At 35.1% G+C, this 22,529-nt stretch carries 17 protein-coding genes and 2 pseudogenes; 4 read left to right on the top strand and 15 right to left on the bottom strand.

Going from position 1 to position 22,529, the window contains the following annotated elements; all coding sequences use genetic code 11:
- Positions 1-12 precede the first annotated feature (12 nt).
- The gene (locus H280_RS27035; protein ID WP_020062013.1) at positions 13-183 is read right to left on the bottom strand and encodes a hypothetical protein; all 171 of its coding nucleotides are present in this window, start codon (positions 181-183) and stop codon (positions 13-15) included.
- 302 nt (positions 184-485) lie between these two features.
- On the opposite strand from H280_RS27035, the gene H280_RS0115285 reads away from it, so the two are divergent.
- Positions 486-2,042 carry a PAS domain-containing sensor histidine kinase gene (locus H280_RS0115285; protein WP_020062012.1) on the top strand — a complete coding sequence of 519 codons (1,557 nt, stop codon included), beginning with the start codon at positions 486-488 and terminating at the stop codon, positions 2,040-2,042.
- A 302-nt stretch (positions 2,043-2,344) separates the two neighbouring features.
- Here the strand turns inward: H280_RS0115285 and H280_RS25175 are convergent.
- From H280_RS25175 to H280_RS0115240, 9 genes and pseudogenes are all read right to left on the bottom strand, one after another.
- Positions 2,345-2,517 (bottom strand): annotated as a pseudogene (locus H280_RS25175) (VOC family protein); the annotation flags it as partial.
- A 110-nt stretch (positions 2,518-2,627) separates the two neighbouring features.
- A pseudogene (locus tag H280_RS0115280) lies at positions 2,628-3,653 on the bottom strand (serine hydrolase domain-containing protein).
- A 360-nt stretch (positions 3,654-4,013) separates the two neighbouring features.
- Complete coding sequence (hutG, locus tag H280_RS0115275; protein ID WP_020062010.1) at positions 4,014-4,985, bottom strand: formimidoylglutamase; 972 nt, start codon at positions 4,983-4,985, stop codon at positions 4,014-4,016.
- Positions 4,964-6,235, bottom strand: coding sequence for an imidazolonepropionase (gene hutI / locus H280_RS0115270; RefSeq protein WP_020062009.1), 1,272 nt, complete (start codon positions 6,233-6,235; stop codon positions 4,964-4,966). Before hutI ends, hutG begins: the two co-directional genes overlap by 22 nt.
- Before the next feature lie 12 nt (positions 6,236-6,247).
- Entirely contained in the window at positions 6,248-7,906 is a 1,659-nt protein-coding gene (hutU, locus tag H280_RS0115265) for a urocanate hydratase (RefSeq protein WP_020062008.1), read from the bottom strand.
- Positions 7,907-7,922: 16 nt separating this feature from the next.
- Positions 7,923-9,440 carry a histidine ammonia-lyase gene (gene hutH / locus H280_RS0115260; protein ID WP_020062007.1) on the bottom strand — a complete coding sequence of 506 codons (1,518 nt, stop codon included), beginning with the start codon at positions 9,438-9,440 and terminating at the stop codon, positions 7,923-7,925.
- 108 nt (positions 9,441-9,548) lie between these two features.
- A complete protein-coding gene (gene hutP, locus H280_RS0115255; RefSeq protein WP_020062006.1) occupies positions 9,549-9,989 on the bottom strand; it encodes a hut operon transcriptional regulator HutP in 441 nt (146 codons plus the stop codon).
- A gap of 428 nt (positions 9,990-10,417) precedes the next feature.
- The gene (locus H280_RS0115250) at positions 10,418-10,987 is read right to left on the bottom strand and encodes a DJ-1/PfpI family protein (protein ID WP_020062005.1); all 570 of its coding nucleotides are present in this window, start codon (positions 10,985-10,987) and stop codon (positions 10,418-10,420) included.
- Positions 10,988-11,232: 245 nt separating this feature from the next.
- Complete coding sequence (locus H280_RS0115240) at positions 11,233-11,925, bottom strand: aspartate/glutamate racemase family protein (protein ID WP_020062004.1); 693 nt, start codon at positions 11,923-11,925, stop codon at positions 11,233-11,235.
- Between the two features lie 257 nt (positions 11,926-12,182).
- Here H280_RS0115240 and H280_RS0115235 point away from each other — a divergent pair, with 257 nt between their 5' ends.
- Both H280_RS0115235 and H280_RS0115230 read left to right on the top strand, forming a co-directional pair.
- Positions 12,183-12,482 carry a hypothetical protein gene (locus tag H280_RS0115235; RefSeq protein WP_020062003.1) on the top strand — a complete coding sequence of 100 codons (300 nt, stop codon included), beginning with the start codon at positions 12,183-12,185 and terminating at the stop codon, positions 12,480-12,482.
- Between the two features lie 247 nt (positions 12,483-12,729).
- Positions 12,730-13,161 (top strand): DUF2621 domain-containing protein, encoded by a 432-nt coding sequence (locus tag H280_RS0115230; protein WP_020062002.1) that lies wholly within the window; start codon positions 12,730-12,732, stop codon positions 13,159-13,161.
- Positions 13,162-13,287: 126 nt separating this feature from the next.
- Here H280_RS0115230 and H280_RS0115225 read toward each other — a convergent pair whose 3' ends face one another.
- The 4 genes from H280_RS0115225 to H280_RS0115210 form a co-directional block, all read right to left on the bottom strand.
- Positions 13,288-15,078, bottom strand: a complete 1,791-nt coding sequence (locus tag H280_RS0115225) for an ABC transporter ATP-binding protein (RefSeq protein WP_020062001.1) — start codon at positions 15,076-15,078, stop codon at positions 13,288-13,290.
- Positions 15,078-16,823 (bottom strand): ABC transporter ATP-binding protein, encoded by a 1,746-nt coding sequence (locus tag H280_RS0115220; RefSeq protein WP_020062000.1) that lies wholly within the window; start codon positions 16,821-16,823, stop codon positions 15,078-15,080. Before H280_RS0115220 ends, H280_RS0115225 begins: the two co-directional genes overlap by 1 nt.
- 193 nt (positions 16,824-17,016) lie before the next feature.
- The gene (locus H280_RS0115215) at positions 17,017-17,523 is read right to left on the bottom strand and encodes a CcdC family protein (RefSeq protein ID WP_020061999.1); all 507 of its coding nucleotides are present in this window, start codon (positions 17,521-17,523) and stop codon (positions 17,017-17,019) included.
- 90 nt (positions 17,524-17,613) lie between these two features.
- On the bottom strand, positions 17,614-18,321 hold the full coding sequence (locus H280_RS0115210; RefSeq protein WP_020061998.1) for a cytochrome c biogenesis CcdA family protein: 708 nt from the start codon (positions 18,319-18,321) through the stop codon (positions 17,614-17,616).
- Between the two features lie 1,119 nt (positions 18,322-19,440).
- On the opposite strand from H280_RS0115210, the gene H280_RS0115200 reads away from it, so the two are divergent.
- Positions 19,441-20,349: an EamA family transporter gene (locus H280_RS0115200; RefSeq protein WP_020061996.1), complete on the top strand. Its 909-nt coding sequence runs from the start codon at positions 19,441-19,443 to the stop codon at positions 20,347-20,349.
- A gap of 278 nt (positions 20,350-20,627) precedes the next feature.
- On the opposite strand, the gene H280_RS0115195 is transcribed toward H280_RS0115200, so the two are convergent.
- On the bottom strand, positions 20,628-22,517 hold the full coding sequence (locus H280_RS0115195; protein ID WP_020061995.1) for an FtsX-like permease family protein: 1,890 nt from the start codon (positions 22,515-22,517) through the stop codon (positions 20,628-20,630).
- Between the last annotated feature and the right edge of the window lie 12 nt (positions 22,518-22,529).

Genomic DNA, 22,529 nt, shown 5'->3' with positions numbered 1-22,529 from the left:
AAAAATTTTGCTCTACTCAATGTAAATCTCTTGACTCCCACAAAGAAACCAACAGCTGCCTCGCTTCCTTAGTTCTGCAGGCTTTGGCATTTCTTCTAATCCGAGTATATTCCCATAAAACGTACGCGTTTTTTCTTCACATCCCTCTGGTGCCGCTAACTGTACGTAAATTTTAAACGTCATAACAATCTCCTTCTCTTTAGTATCATTGTTATATCAGAGATCATTTTAACAATAACTTCCATAATTATTATGAAGATATATAAGAAAAATGAAAGAATCTCTCGTATTTTCAATTAAGGAATAAAACTTACAATTCAAAAATATCCAATGAGAAATTGACTATTTATCCTTATCATGTCTATACTCTTAAAGGACATAACATTTGCAGTGTTATATAATTAAACCAAAATATAAAGTATATACTATATAATCTATTTAAAAATCTTTATACATATATGAATATATACCCGGGGGAATTATGAATGCGAAGGAAAAGAATTACGTCTGTAAAAAAAAGCATATATCTAAAAAGACGCGCTGCTTTTACAAAAAATAGAATAAAAAAGACAGTAAACACGACACACTGCAATGAAAATTCCACATTAACAAAACAACAATTAGAGTCGCTTCTTAAAGACACTGTAGACGCTATTGTCGTTCTTGATTTAGAGCTTCGTGTAATGAAAATAAACAAGGCCTTTGAAACTCTTTTCGGCTGGACCGAACAAGAAATACTTGGAGAAATAATACCTACTATCCCAGATTTCTCAAAAGATAAATACAACAAGCTATATCAAGATCTTGCGCATAATAAACTGTTTACATCGAAAGAAACAATTAGACAACAAAAAAATAGAAGTTTAATACATGTCACTAATTTTATCTCCCCTATTGTAAACACACATGGAGAAGTAGTAGCGTTTGTAAGTAGTTTAAGAGATATTACAGAACGAAAAAAAATGGAACTTGCATTAAAAGAAAGTGAAAAACGCTTACGAACTCTTATAAATGCAATGCCAGCGTTTATTCTTTTGAAAGATGAAGAAGGAAGATGGCTTGAAGTTAACGATTATGCAATTTCTAGTTTAAATTTTGAAAATGTACCGTATCGCGGTAAAAAAGATAGTGAACTCATCCAATATAATGAGTCTTATCGTAATTCCTTCTTATACTGTGAAAAATCCGATCAATATACATGGCAAACCAAAGAAAGCATGTGTCGTGAGGAAATTATTATTCACGCTGACTCTACACCTATCATACTTAACATTATAAAAGTTCCTCTTTTTCATCCTGATGGATCGCGAAAAGGGATTGTCATTATGGGACAAGATATTACAAATTTAAAGAAAACAGAAGAATTATTAAAAAAATCCGAAAAGCTCGCAGTTGTTGGACAGCTAACTGCTGGTATTGCCCATGAAATACGAAACCCCTTAACTTCTTTAAAAGGATTTTTAAAATTACTAGAACCTGATATGAATAAAAATAACAAACGGTATATTGATATCATGTTAAGCGAAATCGCTCAAATGGAATCGATTACTAATCAATTTATGGCAATGTCTAAACCACAAGCCATGTCTATAAAATCCTATCAGATTCAAACATTAATTGAGGAAGTGGTAACATTCATTTCACCAACAGCCATGATGCATAATACACATATCACCATGAATCACACATCCTCTTTACCAGCAATTCAATGTAATGGAAATCAGCTCAAACAAGTATTCATTAACATATTAAAAAACGCAATAGAAGCCATGTCTCACGGAGGGACTATTTCCATTCGAACAATGCAGATAGAAAATCAGTCTATAGTAATCAGTATCACCGATGAAGGGTGTGGAATTCCACAAGATCGCATTTCACGTTTAGGTGAACCTTTCTATAGTTTGAAGGAAAAAGGAACTGGATTAGGCTTAATGATGTGCTATAAAATCATTGAAGAGCATAATGGGAAGTTACAAATTACAAGTGAATTAAATAAAGGGACAACTGTATATATTCGGTTACCTATATTCCCAAAAGTTTAATAAAAAAGAAGAGCAAACAGAATTTACATTTTAGCATGTATTTGCGCTTTTTAAAACGTTACCTGCGATTGCTGTTTTTCAACAAGAACAAGAAATTTTTATAACACTTGGAAATAAAGAGAAATTTATATAATTACAAGCATTCTTTAAAAGATTAAACTCATTTCGACATATTAGGGTTCACTATACATGCCCATAAACTTAAGAGCATTAACTATCCCAAGCTGTAAAAAAACGTTATTCCTTTTGTAAAAATATACAGGAAGGATGGCGTTTTTTTCGTTTTATAGATACAATTTCATTCATTTTTCTTGGTGTTCCGTATCCCATTCACTTAAATAGGGTGCATATTCTAATTCATCTGGATTCTCATTTAACATAGAAATAAATTCAATTTATTCCCATCACAATCCAGAAAGTATACACTTGCAGCGGGCATCCATCTTTGGACAATTGGCTCTTGGTTTCCTTTTCCGTGAACTACCCAACACTTAACGCTCCTTGAAGAAGGGGACTTCTTTTCGGGAAATATGTTAAATTCTTAAGTTGATGGCAATGTGGTGCTACCCTTATAAAAAAGTTTGGTCATATCTCAAAAATTTCTTCAATCCCTTTCATTACTTCAAAGGATCCTGAACTTTTATTTGAAGGTATCGCTATCTTGATTCCTGATTTAGGATAAAAAGCAGAATGGAAGCTCACGCCAGGGTCATATCCCATTACATGATACTTAATTATAGAATTTTCCCTTTTAGTGATCCAAAGTCCATATCCATAATCTACCCCATCTTTAACATGGATTTGCGAATTTAAAAGTATTTCTGTGTATTCTTTACTTAAAAGTTGATGATTTAACAATACTTCCCAAAATTTGATCATATCTGATGGTGTAATAAAAGCCCCACCATCAGCTCCACCTTTTATTGGAGTCGAGTAGGTATTTGTTCTCCATGTTTCATCTTTATTATCTATGTACCCATAGGCAGTATTTTTAGGGAGTCGATCTAAAGAAAAATATCCTGAGTCATTCATTCCACATCGTTGGAAGAGATTTGCATCAATATAGTCGGTAAAAGAAAGTCCTGATTGTTGTTCCACGATTAAACCTAAAACAATAAATCCAGCATTATTGTAGTGGGATTTTTCTCCAGGTTGGAACATCATCTCCCCATTTTGAAATAAAGGAAGAAAATCTTTTGCGTCATTCAAGAGATACATAGGTATTTGTTTCCAAAGGTCTTCAAAGTCATCCATTACTTGTTCATCAAAATAGTCCGGTATTCCAGAACTGTGGGTCAAAAGGTGATGAATTGTTACGCCTTTGTTAAAATGCGGAAATTTTATGTTCAAACAATTTTCAAGACGTGTTTCAAATGATAGTAAACCCTTTTCAACAAGTTGGCAAATAGCAACAGCTGTAAACAACTTACAGCCAGATGCAATTCCAAAACGTGTATGAACAGTATTCAATTTTTTATCCGCCCTGTTCGCATAACCAAATGCTGATTCAAATAAGACTTTATTGTTATCCTTGATGTAAATAGCTCCAGAAAATTATTCATCTATTATGTTATAAATTGTTTTAGTAAGGTTTAAAACTCGATTGCTCAAAATAATCCCCCTTATTCATAGATAGTAATGTATTATTCTACATTTTAGTACTAATTTCCTTTCACTCATTAATACAAGGAAAGAATAAAGTCCAGTTTTTCAGGACAAGAAATTCCATAACCAGAACATAGCGTTCACCGTAATACTAGTTAAACTTCCAATTAATGTGCTTCCTACAATATCAGATGGATAATGCTGCCCGCTCTAAATATTTTGTAGTCCCTAATAATATCTCCTTCAACTTCACTTCAAATATGCTCCTTAGTATTTCCGTATAAAAAAGAACTATGAAATAGCCAGAAAGAAAAAGAGCTAATTCCCCATTCCGTCAAAACGAAACTTTGAATTAGCTCCTTTTTCTCATATATTTACTTGCTTACGCACTGTTTCACGTGCCAGCAAAAAACTCATAATGACCTGCGCTGCAACGCGGCTTGTCATATCGCGAAAATCAAGAGTTGGATCGATTTCCACAATATCCATACCTGCTACAAGTGGGTCTTGCCCAAGCACTGCCATTGCATCCAGTAATGTCGCACTATCCATACCACCTGGTCCGATTGCTGGACACCCTGGCGCAAATGCTTGATCTAATACATCCATATCAACAGAAACATATATAGATGTAACCCCTTGGCAACGCAATAATTCAATACTTTCTGTAATAATATCTTTTATATGACGTTCTCTAACATGCTGCATCGTATATACCGTTACACCATGCTCTTTTGCATATTCATGATACGTATGAGCATTAGAAAAGTTTCGAATCCCTATTTGCACTAATTGCTTTCCACTAATGACATCACTCTCTAGTAAACTACGAAATGGCGTCCCGTTTGACGGTCCTCCATCTTCTAAGTTACGTAAATCATGATGAGCATCAAATTGGATAATCCCTACTTTTCCTTTACTACTTGCAAACCCACTTATACTCGGAAAACTAATCGAGTGATCTCCGCCAAGAACAATCGGTACCATTTGTGGATTCGATTTTGTCAAACTTTCTAGCGTTTTCGCAATGCGAACATGACTTTCTTTTATATCCGTAACATGCATCGTAATATCACCGCAATCATAGAGGACACTTTCTTTCATATCATGTTCTTCTGTAATTGCATACGTACTATAGGCATCTAACATTGCTCGAATTGTTTTTGGGGCAAAGCATGCACCTGAATGACTAATGGATGGTTTTGAAAGCGGAGCACCAATTAATGCCGCGCCGAAAATTTCTTCACTCTCATCCCAGTTCTTAATGATATCGCTCCATTTCGTTACTTCACGATCAATAAACTTTGCATTTTTCTTTAAATAGTGGTCTTGCTCCACGCTTTTTCACCTCGTGTATATGCAATATTCCCTTGTTTCCACACTGTATTTACATGGCTAACACCGTAATGGTACGGTACATACGCATAATTGTATGCATCCCATAATACGATATCTGCCTTACGCCCAACACGGATTTTCCCAGCAACATCACCGCGATTAATCGCATATGCTGAGTTTACTGTTACAGCGTTCCACACTTCTTCGGGTGTCATTTTCAGTTTTAGCATTGCAATGCTCATAATCAGTTGAATATTTTCGGTCGGGCAGCTACCTGGATTAAAATCAGTTGCTAAAGCTACCGCTACACCATCATCAATCATTTTACGTCCTCTAGCAAAACTTTCTTTATTTAAATAGAATGTTGTCCCTGGAAGTAATACAGCAACTGTATCCGAATTTGCTAACATTTCAATCCCTTTATCAGATGCGCCGACTAAATGATCAGCTGATGCTGCACCAATTTCAGCAGCCGCTTCTGCACCGCCAAGCGGATCAATTTCGTCTGCATGAATTTTCACATCAAAACCAAGTTCTTTCGCTTTACGTAAAAATTCTTTTGATTCTTCAACAGAGAATACGCCTGTTTCACAAAAAATATCAACAAACTCTGCCAATTGTTTTTCCTTAATTTCTGGTAATAAATCAAGCATCCACTGTAAAAACTCTTTCGATTTCCCCTTATACTCTTTAGGCACTGCATGAGCCCCTAAAAATGTTGACACAACATCAATTGGATGCTGCTTCTGAACCTCTGCTGCTGCCTCTAATTGTTTCCACTCTGTTACATTATCTAATCCATATCCGCTCTTCGCTTCCATTGTTGTTACACCAAAAGATAACATGCGATCTAAATGGAATTTTGCTTTTTCAACAAGTTCTTCTTTCGTCGCTTGTTTTGTGGCATTTACAGTGGAAAGAATGCCGCCGCCTTGTTCTAAAATCTCTAAATACGGAACGCCTTGTAATTTGAGAGCAATTTCATTTTCACGAGAACCGCCAAACACAAGATGGGTATGCGGATCAACGAGACCTGGTGAAACCATTTTCCCTTTGCAATCCACAACTTCTTTTGCATGTAATTCTTTCGCTTCTTCCATTGTTCCTACAAATGTGATCACACCATTTGCAATACCTACCGCACCGTTTTCAATGACAGGAAGCGCATTCATCGCTTCCCGTCTTAATAATCCATCTTCTTGATCCATTGTTAATAATTGACCGATATTTGTTAATAAAATGTCTAGCATCGTTTTCCCTCCTTACTTCATCATTGGAATGTTAACGCCTTTTTCTTTTGCTGTTTGCACCGCAAGATCATATCCAGCATCAACGTGACGAACTACACCCATTCCAGGATCAGAAGTTAACACGCGCTCAATTCGTTTTGCTGCCGCTTCTGTTCCATCTGCCACAATAACCATTCCCGCATGAAGAGAATATCCCATACCAACACCGCCGCCGTGGTGAACAGACACCCAGCTCGCGCCGTTTACACTATTAATTAATGCATTTAAAATTGGCCAGTCAGCTACTGCATCACTGCCATCTTTCATTGCTTCTGTTTCACGATTTGGTGAAGCAACAGATCCGCAGTCTAAATGATCACGACCGATAACGATTGGTGCAGATAATTCCCTTTTTGCTACCATTTCGTTAATAATGCGGCCAAATTTCGCACGCTCTCCGTATCCTAACCAACAAATACGAGATGGAAGTCCTTGGAATTCAACTTGGTCACGTGCCATACGAATCCAATTACATAAATGCTCATTATCAGCAAATTCACGTAAAATCACTTCATCTGTTTTATAAATATCTTCTGGATCACCAGACAGTGCTACCCAGCGGAATGGTCCTTTTCCTTCACAGAATAGTGGACGAATAAATGCTGGAACGAATCCCGGGAAATCGAACGCATTTTTTAAGCCTTCATCGTATGCAACTTGACGAATATTGTTTCCATAATCAAATGCAATCGCACCGTTCTTTTGCATATCAAGTATTGCTTCCACATGTTTTTTCATACTTTCTTTTGATAATTGAACATAACGATCTGGATCTTCCCCGCGAAGTGTTGCTGCTTCTTCTAATGAATAACCAACTGGAACATAACCATTTAACGGATCATGTGCAGATGTTTGGTCTGTTACTAAGTCTGGTGTAATGCCGCGCTTTACAATATGCGGTAAAATTTCAGCTGCATTCCCTAATAATCCAATCGAGATCGGCTCTTTCTTTTCTTTATACTCCTTCGCAACCACTAATGCTTCTTCGAGAGATTCTGTATACATATCACAGTATCTTTTTTCAATGCGGCGATCGATGCTGCGCTTATCAACATCAATTGCAATGACAACACCACCATTCATTGTAACAGCAAGTGGCTGCGCTCCGCCCATTCCGCCAAGACCAGCAGTAATTGTTAACGTCCCTTTTAATGAACCACCAAAATGCTGACGTGCTGCCTCGCCAAATGTTTCGTAAGTTCCTTGTAAAATCCCTTGTGTACCAATATAAATCCAGCTACCTGCTGTCATTTGTCCGTACATCATTAAACCTTTTTTCTCAAGCTCACGGAAATGCTCCCAATTTGCCCATTTTGGCACTAAGTTTGAGTTTGCTAGAAGAACGCGCGGTGCATCCTCGTGGGATTTGAAAATTGCTACTGGTTTCCCAGATTGAACTAATAACGTTTCATCGTTCTCTAAATTTTTAAGAGACTCTACAATTGCATGATAGCTATCCCAATTACGAGCAGCACGGCCAATACCACCGTATACAACAAGCTCTTCTGGTTTTTCTGCTACTTCAGGATCAAGGTTATTCATAAGCATACGAAGTGCTGCTTCTTGTACCCAACCTTTCGCATGTAATTCAGTACCTCTTGGCGCACGAATTGTTTGTTTTACGTTTTCCATTGTAATCTCTCCCTTATTATAGTGTTGTATTTGCATTTAAACGGTCCATTGTCCAATTCATTGTTTTTAACCAATGAGCCGTATTTTCAATATCTGTTGAAAAGATACGATCGTTTGTAATAGATGGTACAATTTGGCGAACTTGATGATAAAACGCTTTCGTTTGCGCACTCATTTGTTCAACACCGCGATACTCAGCTGCTTGCATCGCACAAATCGTTTCAATTGCTAATACGCGGCGTACATTTTGAATAATTTGATGCGCATGACGCGACGCAATTGTTCCCATACTTACATGATCTTCTTGATTTGCTGATGATGGAATCGAATCTACGCTCGCTGGATGAGCTAACGTTTTATTTTCTGAAACAAGTGCTGCCGCTGCATATTGCATAATCATCGCACCAGACTGAAGACCTGGTTCTGGACTTAAAAATGGTGGTAAATCGTTTAACTGCGGATTAACAAGTCTTTCAATGCGACGTTCAGAAATATTTGCAAGTTCTGCCATTCCTACCTTTAGAAAATCCATCGCAAATGCAATTGGCTGTCCGTGGAAATTACCGCCAGAAATTACTTTTTGACCGCCCTCAAAAATAAGCGGATTGTCTGTTGCAGCATTCATTTCAATTTCTAATTTTTCTTTCACATAATTTAGCACTTGCCAAGATGCTCCGTGTACTTGCGGGATGCAGCGAAGTGAATACGCATCTTGTACACGAAGTTCCCCTTGTTTCGTAACAAGTTTGCTATCATGAAGCACATTACGAATACGATTGGCAACTTCTACTTGCTCTTTATATCCACGCGCTAGATGAACATCTTCATCAAATGCATCAATAATGCCTTGCAGTCCTTCAATCGTCATCGAAGCAATTAATTCAGCTTGATAAGCCATTGACTCTGCTTCTAAATAGGCAACAATACCTTGTGCTGTCATTGCTTGTGTCCCGTTAATTAGAGCCAATCCTTCTTTTGCTTCTAATGTAATGGGTTCTAATCCTTCTTTTGTTAGAGCGATCATCGTATGAACACGCTCACCTTTATAAAACACTTCCCCTTCTCCTAATAAAGCAAGCGCAAGATGCGAAAGCGGTGCTAAATCTCCGCTTGCTCCAAGCGAGCCTTGCTGCGGAACAACGGGATGAATTTGACGATTTACTAGTTCAAGAAGCATATTTACAACAAGTGGTCTAACACCTGAAATCCCCTTTATCATTGTGTTCGCACGCAATACAAGCATTGCGCGTGACACTTCTTCAGAGAAAGGTTCACCAACACCACATGCATGAGATTGAATTAAATTATGTTGAAGTGCTTTTACATCTTCTTTTTGAATAAATACATCGCTAAATTTCCCAAAACCTGTTGTAATACCGTAAACGACTTTACCTTCTTCAACAATCTGTTCTACCGCTTGCCTACATTCTGTAACTTTTTGCATACTATTTGGACAAGCAGTTACCTGCTCCCTTTCAAACAGAATTTGTTTCATTTCTTGCAGTGTTAATGAATGTCCAGTTAATGTGATCATGATTTTCCTCCTTTAAACAGCACAAGGGGGCCTTACCTTTTTAAGACAGACGAATGTCCTAAAAAGTTGTAAGGCCCCCTATTAACTAATAAACTATGGGCAGTTTTTTTATATGTGATTAATTCCTAATCCAATCGCCTCATGCTCTGATCCTTTCACAGGCGCACCTATCGTACCATATAATGCAACAGCAACCCATTCGCCCTCTTTCTCACCGTCGTATGGCGTGCCGCGCACAATCGCAAATCGAAGCCCTACTGTACGAAGAACGTCTGCTAACTGAATTTGACCTCTCGTTACTCCGTACAACGCTTCCATAATTGCATGGTAAAGCGCATGTGTTTCTCTGTAAACATCTGTTTCAATAACATGGTTACTACGTGCAGCTGTTTCCATTGCAGCAACAACTTTTTGCGAATTCATTGAACCAACTTTTCCCGTACAATATTTCCATCCTTTTGGAATAGATAAAATTGGACTCTCTTGTTCCTCCGCAAGTGCAAGTAGCATCGCCATGCGACCAATTCGTTGTGTTCCATGAAGAAGCATGTGACTCTCTCTTTTCTTTTGAATAGTTTAAATATTTCTTAATTTAAGAATATATGAAAACGCTTAAATCGTCAATGGTTAAATTATAATGATTTAGATAAATCAAAATTAAAACACGACATAAAATCATTCTTTTTAGGTGGACGAGAGCACCTGGCCATGCATAGAAGCGGTCAGGGCCTTTTTCTGCCACGTGCGGAGTTCAAACAAAGAGAGAAAACAAGTACAGATTCCTTCTATTCTGTATAGCAGCAATCTTCACATTGAAAAATCAAGATAGATTTATATAGTAAAATTACATCATAACGGTATATGGCGCGATCCGAAGGCTGTGACGATTTATCGTTGCAAGAAATAATTAAAATTGTTCTACACTAGCAAAGCTGCCTCTTTTAGAAAAAGACAGCTTTCTTTTTTCCGTCAATCTATTATTCTTTCAACATACTTTCCATCATTACGTTTCTTTTCCCGCGATAAAAGTTGGATTTATGTTCTGTATATACCCCGCAATATTCAGCTATGACAAGTCCAAAGTCAACAAATGCGTGTCCTTGCGCTGTAATAATGTTTTTATGATGAACTATACCTTCGTATGCAAAATGAGTTTTAGAAAAACAATCTAACTTTCTATAATCTAATGTGACTGTATACGGTACATACTGTAGAATACCAGCAACTGCTAATACAAATGGTCCTCCGCATATCGCAGCAATTAGCTTCTCTTTTTTATGCATTTGACGTACGAGTTCAAATAATACTTCGGAATCTTTTACGTGTACTAAATCGCCACCTGGAATAATAATTCCTTCATAATCATCTACACATATCTCACTTAACTCATAATGTGGTTGTACTTGTAACCCTATTTCACTTTCAACAATCTCTTTTGTTAATCCAACTGTTTCAACTATATAAGAATCTTTCAAAACAGCAGTAGCAATTGTAATTTCAAATTCTGCAAAAGTAGGATAAATTAAAACTAGTATTTTTTTCCTCATATCCTAGTCTCCTCTAAACATTTTATAGAACAATACTCTACTTCCTCTACTGACTTTACATCTATATTCAAATACGTAACCGGAAATTGTTCATACCAGCTTTTCTCTATTTCTATTAATTTCATTTGTTCTTCAAATGTGCTTCGTTGTCTTATATCAAATTCTTTTTTTGTAGCACTTCTTTTGAAACAATTAAATATAAAATAACCTGTATGCGATATTTCCATAGTTTTCGATGGATTCACTCAATTTTCTAAAGATTTATTAACAGCTTCAACAGCATGTATGAAAGTCGTATCAAATAATGGAACGTTAGAATCCTCTTGTGTTATCAATAACCCGATTTCTGTGCAACCTAATATAATTCCTTCAGCTCCGTTATAAACTAAACGCTCAATTACTTTTTTGTAGTAATCCCTTGATTTTTGACACACTTTTCCTAAACATAATTCTTCATAAATCACTTTATTTACAATTTCTCTATCATTTTCATTTGGAACAATCACGTTTATACCGTTCGATTCTAATTTAGATTTGTAAAATTCTTGCTCCATCGTATATTTTGTTCCAAGTAAACCTACTTTGCTAATTCCTTCCTTTTTCACTTCATTAGCTGTAGCATCAGCGATATGTAAAATAGGAATATCTATTTTTGCTTTTATATCATCTACAACTTTGTGCATCGTATTTGTGCATATGACAATAAAATCCGCCCCTCCCTTTTCTAATGAACATGCAGCTTCACCCAATACTTCACCAGCTTGTTTCCAGTTACCCTTTGATTGATAACGTTCAATTTCGTCAAAGTCAACGCTATATAATAGGCATTTTGCTGAGTGCAATCCTCCTAATTTTCTTTTTACTTCTTCGTTAATAACCCGATAATAGTGTACAGTTGATTCCCAGCTCATTCCACCAATAAGTCCAATTGTTTTCATTATTTTCCTCCCTATAAAAAATCTTCCCTATTAATTATAGGGAATTTTTAGAATAATAAGCAAGACGTTTACCACCTTGTTTCCTTTTTCTATCTGTCTTATAATAAAAAACAGAGATTATATTGAACGTATTTTTCCGCTATGTAAGCTTGGAAGTCCAAGCTTACATTATTTTTTGCTTTCCCTTTTCTTTCAAAAGGAGTATACTATACAGGAACATATGTTCTTTTCACTACATACAGTAAGGAGTTTGAACAATGGTATACGACACAAAGATACAATCATGGAACGAAACATTGAAACAATTACAAAAGCGTTATACTGGATTAGCAGTTGAAAATCGCAAACAACTTGAAGACATTGAACTTATGACTTTCTTTCAAGACAACGAATACATTGCCCTTCCTACACATATTAGCGGCTTATCAGCAGCACGCTTTACCTCTTACTCTATTTTCACTACCGATGACAAAGATCGCAAAGTTGGCACGCTTATCATTGAATATTTAGAAGATGATAATGAGATATTATGTGTTGAACAAGTATATTTCGTTTAACTCAGGGCGCTTGGTCACAATGACCAAGCGTTCTTGATTTCTATCAATCTCACTGCTTATAATACTAGTAAAGGAATACTGCTACGTTTCAAACAACATGACAGTTACTTGCTTGCCCATTTGTTTGAAACTTCGCATGTGGCAGGAGAAGGACCTGACCGCTTCTATGCACTCGTCCTCCCTAAAAAAAGAAGGAGTTTTTTCTATCGGGTTTTTAACTTATTTATAGCATAAAGGAGGGTTCTACTTGCTCGAAGGGTGGTTCAGTTGGTTCATTGTCATTTGGACGGTAATTTTACTAGGACTTATGTCCATTGGTGGATATTTCATGTTCCGAAAATTCTTAAAACGATTACCAAAAGAAGATGGTATGTCTATTTTAGATTGGGAAGAGCATTATATTAATGAAACACGGCACTTATGGGATGAAGAGCAAAAACAATTATTAGAGGAACTTGTCAGTCCAGTTCCTGAACTTTTCCGCGATGTTGCAAAATCGAAAATTGCCGGTAAAATCGGCGAGTTAGCTTTAGAAGAAAAAGCACCGAAAATAACTGAAGATTTAATTATCAAAGGATATATTATAGCAACTCCAAAGCGTGATCATAAATTTTTAATAAAAAAATTAAATGAAAAGCAAATTGATTACTCTAATTACAGATCTTTGCTTACAAAATAGGTTACCTAGGCCAATCTCTTCACTTCCCTCGCAATCTTGATGTACGAATAGCGGGATAAATCTATTCTTTACTTTATTAATGAAAAAGATTGCCAATTCTACAGGCAATCTTTTTCATTAAACTACTTAATCTATAATATATTTTATTTCACTAGAAGTGTGTAGTACTTCATCTAAAATGCCTTGAGCTTCTATAATCCCATCCTTTAAAACAATGATCTGATCTGCCTTTTCAAGAATCATCCTCCTATTAGATACAATGACACAACTCGCTTTATTATTAGCAATTAACCTTGTCCACAATAATGTTTCCGTTTTTATATCGAGTGCACTGGAAATATCATCAAAAACTAGCAGTTGCGGATTTCTTACAAACATACGTGCAGCTGCGACCCTTTGAATTTGTCCCCCTGATAGTTTAGTCCCTTTTGATCCTATCATTGTATCTAATCCATTCTCTAATTTAGCAATATCCTTTTCTAAAACAGCAGATTTTATGGCAGTTTCTAAATCTACCTCTTCTTCCCGTACTCCTAGAAGGATATTATTTTTCACAGTGTCACTAAAAAGATTGGGAACTTGTGCGCTATATGCACTAATTGGTGGGGAAAAGAAATGCTTTACATCATTAACTTGCTCTCCATTCCAATATACTTCTCCAGAATCCATCGGTAAAAGTCCAATTAGTGATTTAATAAGCGTACTCTTTCCTGATCCTGTCCGTCCACAAATCACTAAAATTTCTCCTTTTTTTAAAGTGAAATTTATGTTCTTTATTCCACTTTCCAATCCACTATATTGATATGTCAATCCCTTTACCTCTAAAACTTTTAAATCCTTTTCTAGATCTTCATCATATCTCGTCATCTGACGTTGTTCATCCTTTACATTAGAAAAATGCTCTTGATCATTCTTTAAGAAGATTTCCTTATGTTTAACTAAAATTTCCGGCTCTTTTCTTATATTAACTTGAGTCAGTATGTTACGGTATCCGACTTTCGTCTGCTTAAAATAAACAATAAAATTCCCTAATGACTCAATGCTATCAGTAATAAAAACTAAATAGTAAACAAATATACTAAAATCACCAACAGTAAATTGACCGGTACTAATTGAATTTGCACACAAAAGTAAAATTACCCCTGTCCCTATATTGGATACGTTATTATATATTGAATCTATTAATTGGGTTAACATAGAATCTTTAATCATCGCCTTATGTCTTCTTTGATTTAATTCATCTAAGTTCAACATAATATCCTTTTTAGCACCCGATGATTTAATTAACAATATAGATTCAAATATTTCTCCTATAGCTGCATTCACAGTTCCAGTTGCTTTTCTACCTTCTTCCCTATTTTTTTCGATATTTTTTTCAGACTTCTGAGCTAATAGAATCACGATCACAAGAGGTATAAAAACAAATACAGTGATTTTATCATCAATTAAAAATAAGATAACAATAGATCCTAACGCACGAATCATTTGTCCTATTATTGTAGGTAACCAAGAAATACATGTTCCAATTTGCGACACATCATCCCTAAAAGAATTTAAAACTTCTCCTACAGGGGTTTTGATTGCTTTTCCACCATGTTTTTTTAATATGGAACTTAACATATTTCTTTTTAGTAATGTATTTATATAAAATCCATGTGTAGCTGTTTTGTTAAAATATACCCACATAATAAATATATGAAAACATGCGACTATTCCCATAAGCCCTATTAGCTCATATATACCAAATATAGAAGTACTTTTCCCACCAATAACATCAAAAAACTCTTTAATAAGTATTCCCTCTATAATTGGTATACTTCCTATTACAAACTCCATCAAAATAATTACTGTGTAAAGAATTGGTTTATATTTGATCAAGCTCCATAAAAATTGACTCTCTCTTATGTTCTGATCCATTATACAAGCACCTCTTCTACACCACGTTGAAGCAACTGATGATATTTCGTACTTTCATCTTCTAAAAGTGTTTTTCTTTCCCCAAATTCGACTACTTTACCATTCTCAAGAAGTAAGATATCTTGTGCCCTATTAAGAGTCGACAGTCTGTGTGCAATTATAATGCATGTCCTATTCTTTACAAGTTTATCTAGAGCACTATCAATAAGCTGCTCAGTCGCAGAATCCATTCTTGATGTAGCCTCATCAAAAATAATAAGTGTTGGATTCTTATGAAACACCCTAATAAATGATAATAACTGAGCTTCTCCAGATGATAAACTCTTACTGCCTAGTTCTAGATAAGTATCTAATCCATTGGGTAAGCTTTCATACCAATCTTGAAACCCTAATTCGTATATAGTTTTTATAATATCTTCATCTTTAATGGCCTTCTTAAACAATGTTATATTATCTCTAACTGTAGCTGTTAATATTTGAACGTCCTGCGTTATATACGCTATATTTTTTACAATCTCTTCTTCCCTTATTAATGTTATATTTTTATTATTTAATAATATTTCTCCGCTTTTTATGTCATACATTCTTACAATAAGTCGAGCTAACGACGTTTTACCGCTTCCAGTATGACCTAATACACCAAGAGTTCTCCCGCCATCTACTTGAATAGAAACATCTTTTAATACATCTATTCCTTCTTTATATTGAAAATCTACATTATTGAATTTTATATGTAATGGCTTTGAAGAATCAAATGTTTCTTCTCCATACTTCAGCGATGATTTTGTCATAAATAAATCATTTACTCTCACAAAACTTGCCCCTGCCACCTGCAATTCTTGAATATTCACTCTAATTTGCTCAATTGGTCTTCTTAAAATCTGTGTATAATTAAATATTAAGTAAGCTGTTCCAATTGTTATAACACCTTTTGTCCATAAATATGTAGATACTGAAAAAGCGATTATCGTTCCAACAGCAAATATTGTGATTGTTACTGACCACATAGTAGCCCACGTTAATCTAGCCTTCCGAAATACAGGGAATATTCTCCTGTTTAATTTATAAAAATTATCCATCACATACTCTCTCGCACCACTAGAAGCAATATCTTCTGTACTGGAGATATTCTCTCCTATAAATCCACTTAACTCTGCATTTACTTCACTCGATTTTACCCAATGATTTTCAGTCTTTGACTTTACCTTCCATAAAAGAACTATTGCAAAAATGGCAAAAATGGTAAGACTTATACCAATAAGAACATTTTCATAAAAGAGAATAATTAAAGTTCCTAATAAAAGTATGAAATTATTTAGTACATTTAAAAATATCTTTGAAAATAAATCAAATAATTTTGATACATCTCCATCTACTCTTTCTAATAATTCGCCTGGTTTATTTTCTTTGTGAAATGACATATCTAAATTTATACAATGCGTAATTAAATCAGTTCGTATATCATTCGTAGCTTTCCAAGCAACCTTCTCTCCTATATAAACGATTACAAGACTAAGTAACTGTGCTAGAAAAGCACATAAAATAAACAGCAAAGTAGCAACTATTAAATTTTTGCCTCCATTCCCTTTTGTTGCCTCATCAATAAAATATCTTGATATTTGAGGATTTATGAGCAAAAGTCCAATATTAACCGCTGATATTAACAAAAGAAGCGATACGGCAAGTTTTTGTTTTTTTACATATTTCCAAAAGAAAGTAATATTTCTTTTTCTGTGTGCACCCATTTTCTCCATCCTTTACATAACATACGAAATTAGACGAATTACCATATTTAAATTTTTTATAGAAGAATATCCCTTTTTAAAAATAACCAAAAAATTTAAAATATTCATCTCGATATATTAACATAAAATTCCATAAAAAAAAAAAACAACGCCTATTAGACGCTGTTTTTCATACATATAAGATTTTCACTCTTTATGTTAACTTCATATCTTTCTCATTATAAAACTCTTCTTGTTTTTTCATTTCCTTTTGCAATTTTGTAAAGGAACGAAACATTGCAATGCGCCAAGATACAATCATTGCAAACGCAAGCAAGAAAAACATTCCGCTTAATTGCCATACATCAATTGACTGACTTAAATATGATTTAAATACAATACGAACAACAAGTAAGCCGATTAATATAAAGATAAACGCTTTAGAGCGTATTAAATAAATCTCTTGTCCACGTACTTCAAATTTTGACGTTTTAATAAGAAAGATTGAAAATATTAATCCTACTATAATTGCTTCTACTATTTCTGATGGTGTTAAGCGAAATTCAGGAAGCAGATACATACATGCTCCTGTACTCATAAAGATTGGTGGCAGAACAATCTTTTTCAAAGTTGCTGGTTTCTTTGCTGCTTTCAAACGAATAAAAATGACTCCAACAGCCATACAAACTGCCATAATACTTGATAAAAGAGCTAAATTCATTCGCACTCATCCTTTGTTTTGGAAATATCAAAAATATGGTATCATCATATGTATTTCTTTTAGTATTTCCAAACTTTTCAACAAAAAAAACTAAAATCCTTTAAATCCACCAAATAAATTTGAAAAGAAGATTGTAATTTTTGTAAGTCCATTAAAATATAGTAATACTCCCATCGCAATCATAATATAACCACCGATTGTAACGAACGTTGCACTATGTTTTTTAATCCACGTCATCTTTGTAATAAAGAACGATAAAATAAAGAATGGAATTGCAAAACCAAGTATGTAAGCAATCATATATAACATCGCCGATTGCGGATTTGTTGCAGCAAGCGCAATAACCGATACTAAAATCGGCCCTGTACAAGGCGTCCATCCGGCAGCAAATGCAATCCCAATTAAGGTAGAGCCCAAATAGCCACTCGGTCTGCTTTTAAATGTAATTTTGCGATCTTGCATTAAAAATGTCGGTTTAAACACTCCTGTTATAACAAGGCCGAAACCAACAATAAAAATTGCTCCTAATTGACGAATTAAATTTTGATAATCTACAAAAAACTTCCCGACATAGCTTGTTCCAAAACCGATTGCAATAAAAATTATTGAAAATCCAATTAAGAAAAATGCAGTATGCAACATACTCCGTTTCCGAAGCATTGCATTCTCTTCCTTCAAATCAGAAATGGACATGCCTGTTATGTATGATAAAAATGCTGGATAGAGCGGTAAACAACATGGAGAAATGAACGACAAAAAACCTGCTCCAAATGCTAAAAACATATTAATATCTTGCATATTATGCCTCCTTTCTTCTCAACTTATTGTAACAAAATCTAGAGCGAATACCATAAAAAATTCGTGAACATACTATTATCACTATGAATATATCAAAATCTTATTCTGCATATCTACATATAAGTCCTTTTTGATTTTGCAACATATCAATTACTGTCATACAAAAACATAACCTCCACTCGCTTCATCCATTTGTTTTAACCCTTGCACGTGGCAGAAACAGGAACTGACCGCTTCTACGCACGGCCAGACCCTCTCGCCAACCTAAAAAAAGAGGGTTTTATATCGTTTTTTTCAATTTGTATTTATATGGTTACTTTATTTATATTTCACTTCATTTACTATTAAAAAATATTTTTTTACTATGAAAGTTATATTCACATTTTCCTTATATTCTCAAGGAATTTCTTCTCTTTTTTTCATCATTATGCATAAATATCATCATTTTATTATTATTCTATAAAATGTCACACTTTTCTTTCAGTTGACCCTCTATTTTTAATTTTGTATACTTCCATCTAGCTAAGTTTGTTCGTTTTTGAACATAATTACCATATAAAGTGAAACTTTAATCAGTGGGAGTTTTCTTCATCCCCCACTGACTATTAGCCCTAACCAATCGGGCTTTTATGGGCAGTTTATCTCCCTCCTAACTTCTTAAGAAAAGCGGAAGCGGTTCACTCAGAATCGCAGGACGCCCACGCACAGGGCGGAGAGGCGCTTTTTGCCTCGGCCGAGGGGGGGGAAACGGCCGGAGATTCTAGCCGCTAGAGCTAGACAACAAAGAAGAGCGGAAGTGGCTCGTTCAGAATGTGAGGGGGATGGAGCTTCTGACGTAGAGGTGTTTTTTACCTCACAGGAAGAAGCGAAGCCACCGAACATTCTAGCCACTGAAGCTAGACAATGCTTTCGCTGAATTTTGAGGCGGGAGTATTACTGCCCACGAATAGCGGGACAAATAAATCCAACTTAACTTTCCAACACGCGGCCAGTTGCTCTCGCCACCCTAAAAAGAAAGTAGTTTTCTGCCTTTTTTTTCATAGAGTGACTGAGTAGTTACAAAAGTTTCATGTCAGGTTTTTAATTTGGATTTATATAGAAATGATCGGAGGGATATAGATGCTTCGTTATTCATTACTCGTTTTATTAGGAGCATGTAGTTACGGTATTTTGGCAATCTTTGTTAAATTTGCATACAGTGAAGGATTTACGCTTGGAGAAGTAATCGGCAGTCAATATTTGTTCGGATGGCTCATTTTACTTGCGATTACATTATTATTTTCGAGACATCGTGTACCATTTAAACAAATGATTATTTTATTTATTGCAGGAACATCAGCTAGTTTAACTGGTATTTTTTATTACGCTTCATTACAAACGGTACCTGCTTCAATCGGTATTGTTTTACTATTTCAATTCGTTTGGATCGGCATTATCATTGAAGCAGTTGCAACAAAAACATTACCTTCTAGAGAAAAATTGATTTCTGTACTTTTCTTACTTGTTGGAACGTTTCTTTCAAGTGGATTGCTTGAACAATCAGCAGGAGCAATTGACATGAAAGGCATTTTCTTCGGGTTATTATCAGCGGTATCATTTGCTTTTTATATTTTTGTGAGCGGAAGAGTAGCAGTAGAAGTCCCGGCATTGCCTCGTGGTGTAACGCTTATGGCAGGTGCATTAACATTAGTAATGATTGCTTTCCCACCCACATTTATATTTAACGGCACACTTACTAGTGGACTATGGAAATATGGGTTAGCATTAGGAACATTTAGTATTGTCATTCCAACTATTACTTTTACAATTGGAATTCCTAAGATCGGTTCTGGTTTAGCAACAATTTTAGGTGCTGCTGAACTTCCAGTTACAACAATCATGTCAGTGCTTCTTTTAAAAGAAGCCGTACTGACTTCACAATGGCTTGGAGTTACTCTTATCCTTATTGGGATTACCATTCCACAAATTGCTTATAAAATGCGCGGACGATACACAAGGCAGCATACACATAAAAAAGTGGCAGCATAACAAACCGGACTTCTCTAAGAAGTCCGGTTTGTTATTTATCCCGCTATTCGCGGGCAATAAGACTCCCACTTCCCCTTTATACTTTCTCTTTCATGTTATATAAATCGATAACAGTCAACTGATCCGTGCATCGATAACATTGTCCCATTGTTAGTAAAATCATAATAAGAAAATTATTCCTGTTGCACGAATTTTTAACACAAACAAAATAGCAGTGTCTTATACACATATTATATTAAAGTTAAAAACAGCGATGTTACTCAGTAACATCGCCGTTTTCATCGCATAATTTGCTTTTTCAATTGTTTAAAATAGCGTCTTCTTAATAATAAAAAGTAACATATATGAACGAGTAAAAATAGCCCGATGACGATTAGTGAAGACCGAAGAATTGGTGTCGTAAATTGTGTTTGCAATGCTGTAAGAGCAACACTCGTATGCAAAACAGCTATAACGATCGGAATAAAGAATAACGCGCCCATTTGCACCGTTACAATTTGTTTCATTTCCACTTCATCCATACCAAGTTTTAATAGTGATTGATAATATTGTTTATCTGTTTCTAAATCGGTAAACAAGCGGAAATATAAAAAGCTTACGGCAGATAAATAAAAAATAGCTCCGACAAACAATCCGATAAATAGAATAATGCCTGTCAATTCTTTAATCTTATTATAAGTGATCACACGTGATGAAAATTCATACTGTCCTTCTTGATTCAGTCGTTTTTCTAATTTTTCTGCTACTTTCGTCGTTCCTTCCCAACCCTTTACTGTATATCCTGTATAACTCGCTGTTTTCTCTACTTCTGTCATTTGCTGTTCCATTTCATTGGAAACAACGAAAATCTTTCCAGGAAATACACCACCTGAAAAAATATTTTGTTTTAACATAGAAGAAACATGAATTTGTTTTCCACTTTCTTTCAGTGCTACATCTGATTCTTTAGAATTATCTACAACACTACTTTCCAATATAAAAGAAGGAACGCGAATCGCCTTATTTCCCTCTAATACCGCCGTTTCATATCCGAGCCGCTTTGCAAATTTATTATAATTATCCTGACTCATAATTACAGCTGGTTGCACATGGTTAGGAATAGATTGAAACTTCAACTGTGCACTTACTTTTTGGAATATAATATTTTCCTTTTGAAAGGTATCTTCAATCTTCTTTTCATATTGAGCTTTCTGTCCTTGGTGTTCATTATATGTAATCAAACTAAATGCAAATGGAATGTTCTTCATCGACTCGCCCTTTTGCGTTTCTATAAAAGCAGCAAACGTTCCAATGGCACAAAAAGCAACTGTCGACACAATCGTTACCATAAAAAACATACGTGCATTATCCTTCATACGGTATGCCAACATAGAAAATGAGAATAAATTCGTTTTCTTCCAATAGATAGGCTTCCATTTCTTTAAAAACTTTATGATAAATACACTAAGCTGCGTATATAAAAAATATGTGCCAATCATTACAATAGTTGCAACGGGAAGCAGTAAAAACGCGACAGCGCCAGGCTTTGCTGTTAAAGATAACATATATCCAATAGCTATTAAAATCGCCGCTATTATCGACAATAGAATAGAAGCTTTCGGTTCAGGCTTTGGCTTCTTATTCCCCTTTAATAACGCGATTACTTTTTTACTTTTCACAAATAAACTTGTCGTAAAAGCAACAATGAAAAACAATGCTAAAAACACAACAGCTGTTAATTTCATTGCTTGCCATGGCATATAAAATGGCAAACTTTCCAATCCCATCACTGTACTTGCTAACAGAAAAAATAACTTTCCAAATATAAATCCGAAAGCAATACCGCTAATAAGAGCACTTATGCCAACGATCATATTTTCAAGGAAAATCATCCGTACCAATTGCCAATTTGTAATACCATGAATAACAAAAATACCAAACTCTTTATTCCTAACCTTTAAAAATGAACTAACGGAGTAAAAAATAAAGAAAAAAGAAAAGAAATAAATAATGTACTCCGCAACAAGCATTCCTTGCCGAATAGCACCTTGTCCATCTATATCAGGATGATAAATAAATAAAGCATATAAAAAGAAAATCATAACTGAAAATGCACTGCTTAAAAAATAAGCGGCATATGCACGTATGTTTCGACTTACGTTTTTAAACGCGAGTTGAGAAAACGTCATCTTCATTCCCCT

Origin of the sequence: Bacillus sp. 123MFChir2 (assembly GCF_000383235.1) — a bacterium.
GTDB lineage: Bacteria > Bacillota > Bacilli > Bacillales > Bacillaceae_G > Bacillus_A.
The sequence above is the reverse complement of the archived record's forward strand: the minus strand, read 5'-3'. Positions and strand labels throughout refer to the sequence as shown.